Below are 9,801 nucleotides of genomic sequence, written 5' to 3'. Positions count from 1 at the left end.
GGCCCGCACCGCACGGCGCAGGGCCGTGCGTGCCTTGACCTGGGTCGGGCCGGGCTTCGGAGCGGGCGGGCGCTGCCGCGTGATCGGGGCGTCGATGTTCAGGGGCGGCAGGGCGGATGCAGGCCCCTGCTGCGCCTCGGCGCTGCCGACCGAGCCGACCGCGACGGCGCAGGCAACGCCGATGACGCCCTTCTGCTCCTTGAGCTTCGCGTAACGCCCATCGGCAGCAGGACGCAGCGACTTTGGAATACGAGATGAGCTCTGCACGATCTTCCGACCCCCCGGCACCCGCAGCGCCAGTCGTCGGGCGATGCGATGGCCTCAAAGGGCTCGGGAAAGATCTTCCGTCAACGAACGAATGTTGGAACAGAACCAAACTATGGCTGATTTCCGAGGCCGAACGACGATCATCGGCCCGATCGGAGATCGGAACTATTCCAGGTTGACGGATGGGATGCCGACGAGTTCCCCGGAATGACCATTCCCGGCAGGCCGTTGGGTCCGATTTCCGAATTGGAATAGGTCCAAGGCATCGCTAAGACCTTCTCGTCCCGCCCCGCGTGTTGCTGGGGAGACACAATTCACACCGATCGCGTCGCGGCTCGGATTAAAGCGCGCCCATCGCGGGCGCCGCCGCGTCCGCCGGACGCGGCGCGGTCCGTCCTGCCTGCGCCGGTGATTCCGGATCGCAGGACCCGTTCAATCCTGGCTCGGCGGCTTCATCAGCGAGAACAGCTCGTCGATCGCGTGGAGTGCGGTCGCTCGCACGTGGCCCTCGTCCTCCGCCCCGGTGATCCGGATGCCGCTCACCACGGCGCGGATCTCGTCGCGAAAATCCGAGAGGAAGCCGACCGGGTAGCGGTTCTCGCTCGCCATCCGGGCGATGACGCCGGTGAGCAGGATCTGCAGCCCGAGAACCCGGCCGTTGAGTTCGTCCATCGTCGTCCCCCGTCCCAGGCACGCGCTGCGCCATCCGGGCGCCGGATCGCCGAGCGATCCATCCGGACGGTCGCGAATGCGACGTGCACGGTCCGATCTATCCCAAAAGCGGGACGCCTCTGGAAGCGGCATCGTCACGTGGGTGCGGACGTGCGGACCGTCCGGCATCGTGGGCATGACGCCAGCTACCGCTTCGACGACCGACGCCGCGGACGGGGTCGAGAGCACGGGCCGTGGCGCGCAGCCGCATCGGCGCCTAGGGGCGCTCCGTGTGCGCGTCAGCCGAGAACCGCTCGCCCTTTCGAACGGCGTGCCGGCGACGATGCGGTGGCGGCGCAGGGCGCGTGGCATGGCGAGGCGTTCGCGATTGCGACGAGCCTTGAGAGGCGCGGTCGCCCCCGCTGGGTCGTGGAGCGGACCCATGCCGGGTTCGACCGCTTCCGTCGCCTGCCCGTCCGCTCCAAGCGACGCGCCGACATCCACGACGCCTTCACTGCCCTCGCCGCAAGCCTCATGACCCGCAACCAGATCTGACGGGTCTGTTAGGCGCTTCAAGATCGGCATAATTTCTTATGTAAAGATCGAAGCAGATATACTGTCTTATTACCTTCGTTCTGTGAATATTTTCAGTATTAACTCGATGTAAGGACTGCGCGCCGGCGCAACGGGCGCGAGCCGCAAAAGTACGATCTGCGAAGAATCGAGCGAGGCTGTTAACGGCTTGTTCGAACCCCGGAAAATAAACCTGACGGCATCGCGCGCCGGATCTGCGATCGGCGGACGCGCGCATATCGGGGGGCGAAGCATGGCCGAGCAGACGACGGGCATCTGGTATTTTGGCAATCCGATGATCGACAGCCTGAACGTCGGGCGAGCCTGGATCGGACCGGACCTGACCTACAGCTTCGCCTACAGCGACATCAACGGCAACGGCGTCCCGGACATGGACGAGGGCGACTGGAAGCCGTTCTATCGCGAGATCATCGCAAATATCGAAAGCTTCACCGCCTTGCGCTTCACCGAGGTCGCATGGGGCGGCAATCTGAGCTTCAGGCTCGAGGAAGGCGGCGGCTGCGAATCGGTGCTGCCGTGGGTGGGCGTGACCAGCGCCGACAGCGTCATCGGCATCAACGCCAATGTGGCCGGATCGGCCGCGGCGGTGCGGCTGGGCACCTACTCGGAAACATGGTTCCACGAGACCGGCCATGCCCTGGGCCTCAAGCACACTCACGACCTCGATTTCGGAAATGTCCTGGATGGCGCGACCTGGGCGGGCGATCCCGGCAGGCATCAGCTGAATTCTCAGCTGTACTCTGTGATGACCTACACCTCGCCGTTCCTGGGCGAGGACAACCCGTTCACACCCTGGGTCGATTACGGAACGCCGCTCAACGCCCAGCCCGGCTCTTATGCCGCGATCGACATCGCAGCGCTGCAGGCCATGTACGGCCGGTCCGAAAACGCCACCGGCGACACCGTCTATCGCTTCGGCGACGACGTCGACTTCAACCACGGATATACGACGATCTGGGATACCGGCGGCATCGACTCGATCGCGTACGTCGGCGACGCCCGTTCCAAGATCGATCTGCGCGCCGCGACGCTGAAGGAGGAGATCGGCGGCGGCGGCTGGGTGAGCACGTCCGAGACGTTCACCGGCGGCTTCACCATCGCCAACGGCGTCACGATCGAGAACGCGGTCGGCGGCCACGCGGCCGACATCCTGATCGGCAACGATGTCGCCAACCGGCTCGATGGCGGCGCCGGCGACGACAAGCTGACCGGCAATGGCGGCGACGACGCGCTCGTCGGCGGCACGGGCTTCGACACGGCGGTGTACGCGGGCAACCGCGCGGATTACACCGTGATCTGGAATCCCGCCGCGTTGAACGCCGGCTTCTCGATCCGCGGCGCGGCGACCGGCACGGATACGCTCAGCGGCATCGAGATGCTGTCGTTCGACGACGGCACGGTCGCGGTCGCCGACCTGATGGCTGCGTTGCGCGCGCGCGGAGGCGTCGGGCAGCAGGAAACCGTCATTCCGGCCGTGCTGGCCGCCGACATTCACGGCGCCTTCACCGCCACCGCCCAGGCCCGGTTCGACGATCCCGCCGGCGGCACGTGGCAGCGCGTGTTCGACTTCGGCAACGGCCCCGGGCAGGACAACGTGTTCCTGGGCCAGCGCGCCGACAGCACCGACATGATGTTCGCGATCTGGCGCGACGGCCGGCCCTACAGCATCACCGCCGCGAACGCGATCGTTGCGGGCGAGACGGCGACGTGGAAGGTCGCGGTCGACGACGGCGGCACGATGCTCCTGTCGAAGAACGGCACGCTGGTGGCGCAGGGTCAGGGTGTCGTCCCCGCCGACGTCGCGCGCGCCAGCGAACTAATCGGCAAATCCAACTGGGGCTGGGACACGCCGCTGATCGGCAAGGTGCTCGACGTCACCGTGGCCCAGAATCCGGCGGACATCCATGGCGCCTTCGTGGCGGACGTCGTCGCCCGGTTCGACGATCCGGCCGGCGGCGCGTGGCAGCGCGTGTTCGACTTCGGCAACGGCCCCGAGCGTGACAACGTGTTCCTGGGCCAGCGCGCCGACAGCACCGACATGGTGTTCTCGATCTGGCGCGACGGCGAGGACCACAGCATCACCGCCAAGGACGCGATCGTCGCCGGGCAGGACGCGCACTGGACGACGAGCGTCGACGAGACCGGCGTGATGAAGCTCTATAAGGATGGCGTCCTGCTCGCCGAAGGGCACGGGGTCGTTCCCGCCGATGTCGTGCGCACCAGCGAGTTGGTCGGCAGGTCCAACTGGGCGAGTGATGCGCCGCTGCTCGGCAGTGCCGGCAAGGTCGACGTTCATGCCTACAGCGAACTGAATCATGCCGAAGGCGCTTTCTCGGTCAGCGTCGAGGCGCGCTTCGATGATCTCGGACACGGCTGGTACCAGCGGATCTTCGACACCGGCAGCGGCGCGGACACGAACAACATCTGGATGGGCCAGGTCGGGAACGGCGCCGACATGGCGTTCGAGATCATCGAGGACGGCATCAAGCACCGGCTGGTCGCCAAGCATGCGATCACCCAGAGCGAAACCGCGCTGTGGCAGGCGAGCGTCGACGAGGGCGGCGTGATGCGCATCTACAAGGACGGCGTGCTGCTCACGCAGGGCGAGGGCGCGGTGCCGTCGGACGTGGTGCGCGGCCACAGCCTGATCGGCGCGTCCAACTATGCCAGCGATACCCCCTTGGTCGGCAGCGTGAACCATCTCGAGGTCCAGGCCCACAACGCGATTCCCGAGATTCACGGCGCGTTCGACGCCTACGCGACCGTACGCTTCGACGACCTCGATGCAGGCGGCTTCCAGCGCGTGTTCGACACCGGCAACGGCGCTGGGACGGACAACATCTGGTTGGGGCAGGTCGGGCAGTCCGACACCATGGCGTTCGAGATCTTCGACAAGGGCGTCGCACACCGGATCGCCGCCGCGGACGCGATCGTCGAGGGAGAGACGGCGACCTGGCACGCCGGCGTGGACAGCCACGGCCTGATGCAACTGTTCAAGAACGGTACGCTGCTGGCACAGAGGCAGGGCGAGGTGCCGGACGACGTGGCTCGCGCCAGCGATCTCGTCGGCGCCTCGAACTGGGCGAACGACGCCCATCTGAAGGGAATCGTCCACGACCTGTTCTTCGTCTGAAGCCGCGACCGAGGAGCCCTCGCTCCGAACCCGCGCCCATCCGATCTCGATCGGATGGGCGCGTATCGCATGCGTCCCGCTCGTTTCGTGCCGATGCGGCGATGCAGGTGGATCCCATCCCTTCGATCGGCCGGATTCGAAGGATGTGCATCGCGGCGCACGTGACGATGGCGGGGCGAGCGAGCGACATTCGGCGGCTTGGTACCGTCGGCCAGATGTCGAGTCTCCGGCGCAGGCGTTCGGTCGCCGGGCAACGCAAGCGGCCCCGGGCGGCATTGTCGTGCCTCCGCCGTGGCTCGATCACGACGTCGGCAGGCAGGGTCGCGCTCGACCCGTCACACGCTGCCCGCGAGCGGGAACTGCGGCCGGGTCGCAGGGGGGCCGACGTGGCGAGGCGGTCTCAACGCGATGGACCGCGCTCAGAGGTTGACGACCTCGAGCTTGGGGCGCGGCGCGTCCCAGCGCACGGGCCGATGCTCGCGCGTGACCGGCATGAGGGCCGACAGCTCGACCGCGATCACCTCGGCCATTCTCTGCACGAGGTCGCTTCCGGTGGCCGAGCCGTCCTCGCAACGGGCCTGCAGGCGCGCGAGATCGATCTGGTCGAACGCGTCGAACAGGGCGAGGCCGCCGTCGCGCCAGTCCTGATGCCGGTCGATCGCCGCGCACAGGGCCTTGATCATGCGGGCATTCAGCATCTCGGGCTTGTTGTTGCCGGTCTCGATCACGCATTGCAGGGCGGTGATGACGGTGTTCTGGCCGTGCCGCTTGATGCATTGCTTGATCGCGCCGACCGCCATGGTCTGGCCGGCGGCCTGCTTGCTGATCGGCAGCGGATAGCGGAGCAGCGTGGCGTCCGCCCGGGCGCAGACGTCGGCGACCTGGACGGCCCAGGTCTCGCCGGCGACCAGGGCGGCGGCGTGGACCGCGACGCGGGCGATCGGCGTGGTGACGCAGTTGATCGCCTTGAACGCCGCCGCCTGCTGCTCACGCGCGGCGATCACGATCTGGCACGGCACCTCGTCGTACCCGACGAGCAGCGCCGCCGTGGTGCGATGCTGCCCGTCGATGATCGCGAAGCGGCCGCCTTCGACGGGGGAGACGACCACGGGGGTGAAGCAGCACCACGAGAACATGCTGGCAATGCGTTCGACGTTCCGGCGACCCACACCGATGATCGGGCGCTGATAGCTCGGGTCGATCGTCAGCGCGCTGATCTTCAACCATTGCAGCATCGGCGCCACCCCGGCGTCGACGTGACTGGGACGCGTGAACCCATCGGTAGAGATCGTATGCATGGCCTGCCCTCGAACGAATTCTCGCCTGTCGCGATCGATATCCCGGCTCCTGTCGGCTGCGATGTTTCCCTCGATCGTGTCCTGCAGCGGATCCGCGATGTTGATTTCAGGCGACGAAGTGACCAGTCGGTTTTGATCGCGCTTCGAAGCCCGTCCACGATCCGGATCGAGCATTTTGCCGTTTATTGATTTCTGCCAAATTGTATTTGACGAAAAACTGTATCCATTATGAGAAAAAGTCAATATTAACCTATATTAAACCAGACGTTGTGTTTGGGGCGGCCCTATAGTGGATTTTCGCCAGTTTCCAGGACACGCGCTGCGGATGGTCCGGTGCCTCGGAAGGGGCCGAGATGCCATCGTCGTCCGTCGATGATGTTCGGATTTTTGTGCTGGACGATCGCACGATGGCTGCAAATAGCGCTGCCGAATCGCTGAAGATCGTCATCGTCCGTGCAGGATTTTCATTTTTATATCCATTGAGGCGTCATATGCTCGATCTCATAGATTAGAAATTTGATTGATATCTCTTTTTGAGGCTATCATATGCATGCGATAGCTCAGAGAAAGTGAGCGTAGAATGGGATTTCGGCCGGTATATGCAGCATTCGTAGTCGATGTTATGAAGCCGGATGAGGCGGAGCGGAGCTTTGTCCCTCTCCTCCACACGCTTCCCGGGAGGCTCACTGGCAACGACCAGCGCCTGATTGGTCTTGAGAAACCCTACATCGAGTGCGCCGCGCTCCACGCGTCATCGGTTTACTGTTTTGAGGCGCGATTTAGCGTTTTGCACAGGGTTATTGCGTCGATCTGTCAGATCCTCGCCCCACAACTGGAGGTCGACGGCGACCGTCTCGCGCGGGGGAACCCCGCCGTTCTGGCCGTCTCGCGTCGCGTGGGCATTTCCTTCGCATTCGGCGAATGGGTCCGAGCCGCGTCCGATCTCGCGGGCAGGCTCGGAAACACGGCCGAGCGTACTCCGGTGCGGGCGGACTCACCGACCAATCGATCGAGTGCCGCCTCTGGCGTCGACACGACCGATTCAGTGCCCTGCCACGTCGTCATCGCGGATCGGGTGGCTGCGAGCGACAAGCCGGCGGATCCCAAGGGTATTGCGGGCCATGCCTGGCTCGCCCAACCCTTCGCGAGCCGTGCCGTCAGGCCCTTCGCCGCGATGGCCGGCCGGGAGCGGCGGCGCCATGGCTGAGGCGAAGCCCTGGCTGCCCGCGAGCGGGCGCTACCGCCTCGAGATCCTGTCGCGCGGCGCTCGCCTCTACCATCCGCAGGACCGCCAGATTCGAGCCCTGGCCAAGCGCGGGCTGATCGAACCCTTGCCGGAGGCCGACCCCGCCGGGGCCTGCCGCTGGACGATCACCGAGGCCGGGCTGACCGCGCTGATGGGGTTCGTGCCCGCAAGCGAGATGGGGCCGTCGGGCAACGGCTGATGCTCCGCGAGCTTCGGCATCGGGGAACGCCCGACTTCAGCCACCGGGCTCGACATCGAGCGTTCTCGCCGGACCCTCCAGCTCCTTGGCGACATCGTGGAGCACCTGCTCGACCAAAGGCGGCCACGGGACGTCGCAGGCCTGAAGCAGCTTCGCCGCATCGAGAAGCGCTTCGATCTGCGCCGGCAGGATAGGGCCGCCCACCATCTGCGCATAGCGGACCCGAGCCGCGAGAGCCGACGACAGCTGTACGACTTCCGAGCGTTTGTCCATCTATGGCTCCGGGGATTCGATCTTGTCGTAGTTCACCAAAGCGATGCTTTCGAAATGGTCGTCTCAAGGGTTGTTGTTAAATATTTCACGACTGTCATTAAGGCGGCTGTGAGATTTAATCAATTAATTAATTCTGATTTTTTATCCCCAGAGATCACAACTTGTAGCATTTTGGAGACGAGTAGGCAGTTAGGCTCAATAAATACATTTCGATATATCGATAAAGAGTAGCATCGAAATGATGAACTACCTTGCGCGCGCTGTGCGACGAAGCCACCGCGAATGTCACGCACCTCGCGTCCGCGCGTTGCGCTCCGAGCGCCTACGCAGATCCAATAGCAGGACAGGAGTTACGCCACCGCCGCCGTGAAACGGAACCTAGACCGGTCCTGTCGAATGGTCGAGAACGAGGTTGGCGATTTCGAAGCGGTCGGGAAGGAACGCTGCAGGCTGCCGACGGCTCAGCGGACCTTAGCAGATGCGGCGCTGCAACGGCCCCGTGTCGGCGAGTTCCCCGCGCGTTCGCCCGTTTGCCGACCGTGGGTTCCCCCGGCCCATGCGAGAGACCATGACGACGGGCGAGATTTCGTTCCGAAACGCGTGGCTTCCGGTGTTCGTCGACCGCGCCGTGACGAACGTCGTCGACCGAGTCGATGACAGGACCATCTGGCGCGTCGTCGTGGCGGGCCCATGGCCGCCGCCCGGTGTTCGCATTGCTGTGTGGGAATGGCGCGCCCGAAAGGATTCGAACCTCTGACCCCCAGATTCGTAGTCTGGTGCTCTATCCAGCTGAGCTACGGGCGCCCTGCGGACCGGTCGGCGGTGGAGGCCTGTTCCGGTCGCGAGGGGGTGTCTAGAGGCTCGTTCCGCGCTTGGCAAGTGGGTATCGGCAAGTGGGTATCGGCGGGTGGGTTGGCGGAGCGGTCCCTGCCGTCGCGCACGCGGCGCATCGATCCCATGGCTCGCGACGGCGCTCGCAACCGACGCGTCGCTCGGGCCCGCGCATCGCCGAGCCCACCGTGCTGCCTTTGTGCCGTCTCCTGCGCATGGTATCCGAACGTGTCCGCGCGCCGGCTCGCGGCCGAGGTGGATACGGCAAAGCCGCCGCAGGCGGGCAGGGCGGCGTCCTGCCGGCGAGAGATGCTTTTTAGGGTACGAGATCCGAATGATTGCGGCGGCCGAGACGGAAGGCACCCTCGCGGGCTGGCGCTTTAGCGTCGCGCCGATGATGGACTGGACGGATCGCCATTGCCGGGCGTTCCATCGTGTGCTGTCGGCGCGGGCGCGGCTCTATACCGAGATGGTCACCACCGGCGCGGTCATCCACGGCCCACGGGAGCGGCTGCTCGGGTTCTCGCGCGCGGAGCATCCGGTGGCGGTGCAGCTCGGCGGCTCCGAGCCGGCCGACCTCGCCGAGGCCGCGCGGATCGCGGAGGGCTACGGCTACGACGAGATCAACCTGAACGTCGGCTGCCCATCGGACCGGGTGCAGAACGGGCGCTTCGGCGCCTGCCTGATGCTGGAGCCGGAGCATGTCGGCGCCTGCGTCGCGGCGATGAAGGCGGCGGTGCGGGTGCCGGTGACGGTGAAGTGCCGGATCGGCGTGGACGAGCAGGACCCGGAGCCGGCGCTCGACACGCTCGCCCGCGCGGTCGTCGCGGCCGGCGTCGACGGGCTGATCGTGCACGCGCGCAAGGCCTGGCTCCAGGGCCTGTCGCCGAAGGAGAACCGCGACGTGCCGCCCCTCGACTACGGCCGGGTGGTCCGCCTCAAGCAGGCATTTCCCGCCCTGCCGATCGCGGTGAACGGCGGCATCGCCACCGTGGCGCAGGCGAAGACGCACCTGTCCGGCCTCGACGGCGTGATGGTCGGGCGCGCGGCCTACGGCGATCCGGCCGGGCTGATCGCGGTCGATCCCGAGCTGTTCGGGGCGCCGGCCCCGGTGGCGGACGCGTTCGAGGCGGTCGAGGCCTATGCGCCCTACGTCGCGGCGGCGTTGGAGGGCGGCGAGCGGCTCCATGCCATCACCCGGCACATGCTCGGGCTGTTCAACGGGCGGCCGGGCGCGCGGGCGTACCGGCGCCACCTCTCGACGGCAACCTGCTCGGGCAGAGCTTCCTGACGCGGCTCGCCGGCTACG

General features: G+C 66.1%; 8 protein-coding genes, 1 tRNA gene and 2 pseudogenes. 6 read left to right on the top strand and 5 right to left on the bottom strand.

The genetic code is table 11. The features are described 5' to 3' along the window. Positions 1–267: pseudogene (locus tag FV223_RS31265) on the bottom strand (TonB-dependent siderophore receptor); the annotation flags it as partial. 432 nt (positions 268–699) lie between these two features. Next, a complete protein-coding gene (locus FV223_RS12060; RefSeq protein ID WP_147727275.1) occupies positions 700–939 on the bottom strand; it encodes a hypothetical protein in 240 nt (79 codons plus the stop codon). A gap of 375 nt (positions 940–1,314) precedes the next feature. Between FV223_RS12060 and FV223_RS12055 the strand changes: the two are divergent. Together FV223_RS12055 and FV223_RS31740 are read left to right on the top strand one after the other, a co-directional pair. Beyond that, a pseudogene (locus tag FV223_RS12055) lies at positions 1,315–1,473 on the top strand (IS5/IS1182 family transposase); the annotation flags it as partial. Between the two features lie 271 nt (positions 1,474–1,744). Further along, positions 1,745–4,645, top strand: a complete 2,901-nt coding sequence (locus tag FV223_RS31740; protein WP_147727274.1) for a LamG-like jellyroll fold domain-containing protein — start codon at positions 1,745–1,747, stop codon at positions 4,643–4,645. 419 nt (positions 4,646–5,064) lie between these two features. Here the strand turns inward: FV223_RS31740 and FV223_RS12045 are convergent, their stop codons facing one another. Further along, the gene (locus tag FV223_RS12045) at positions 5,065–6,117 is read right to left on the bottom strand and encodes a DUF6551 family protein (RefSeq protein ID WP_147727273.1); all 1,053 of its coding nucleotides are present in this window, start codon (positions 6,115–6,117) and stop codon (positions 5,065–5,067) included. A 448-nt stretch (positions 6,118–6,565) separates the two neighbouring features. Here FV223_RS12045 and FV223_RS12040 point away from each other — a divergent pair, with 448 nt between their 5' ends. Together FV223_RS12040 and FV223_RS12035 are read left to right on the top strand one after the other, a co-directional pair. Further along, on the top strand, positions 6,566–7,150 hold the full coding sequence (locus FV223_RS12040) for a hypothetical protein (protein WP_147727272.1): 585 nt from the start codon (positions 6,566–6,568) through the stop codon (positions 7,148–7,150). Then, positions 7,143–7,388 (top strand): hypothetical protein, encoded by a 246-nt coding sequence (locus tag FV223_RS12035; RefSeq protein WP_147727271.1) that lies wholly within the window; start codon positions 7,143–7,145, stop codon positions 7,386–7,388. The genes FV223_RS12040 and FV223_RS12035 overlap by 8 nt, the downstream gene beginning before the upstream one ends. 36 nt (positions 7,389–7,424) lie before the next feature. Here FV223_RS12035 and FV223_RS12030 read toward each other — a convergent pair whose 3' ends face one another. Further along, positions 7,425–7,661 carry a hypothetical protein gene (locus tag FV223_RS12030; RefSeq protein ID WP_147727270.1) on the bottom strand — a complete coding sequence of 79 codons (237 nt, stop codon included), beginning with the start codon at positions 7,659–7,661 and terminating at the stop codon, positions 7,425–7,427. A gap of 568 nt (positions 7,662–8,229) precedes the next feature. Here FV223_RS12030 and FV223_RS12025 point away from each other — a divergent pair. Beyond that, a complete protein-coding gene (locus FV223_RS12025) occupies positions 8,230–8,418 on the top strand; it encodes a hypothetical protein (protein WP_147727269.1) in 189 nt (62 codons plus the stop codon). On the opposite strand, the gene FV223_RS12020 is transcribed toward FV223_RS12025, so the two are convergent. After that, a tRNA-Arg gene (locus tag FV223_RS12020) sits at positions 8,389–8,465 on the bottom strand. The genes FV223_RS12025 and FV223_RS12020 overlap by 30 nt on opposite strands. A gap of 361 nt (positions 8,466–8,826) precedes the next feature. Here FV223_RS12020 and dusA point away from each other — a divergent pair. Beyond that, entirely contained in the window at positions 8,827–9,783 is a 957-nt protein-coding gene (dusA, locus tag FV223_RS12015) for a tRNA dihydrouridine(20/20a) synthase DusA (protein ID WP_147727268.1), read from the top strand. Positions 9,784–9,801: the final 18 nt, after the last annotated feature.

This window comes from Methylobacterium sp. WL116 (assembly GCF_008039455.1).
Classification (GTDB): domain Bacteria; phylum Pseudomonadota; class Alphaproteobacteria; order Rhizobiales; family Beijerinckiaceae; genus Methylobacterium.
This window is presented reverse-complemented; position numbering and strand designations above follow the sequence as displayed.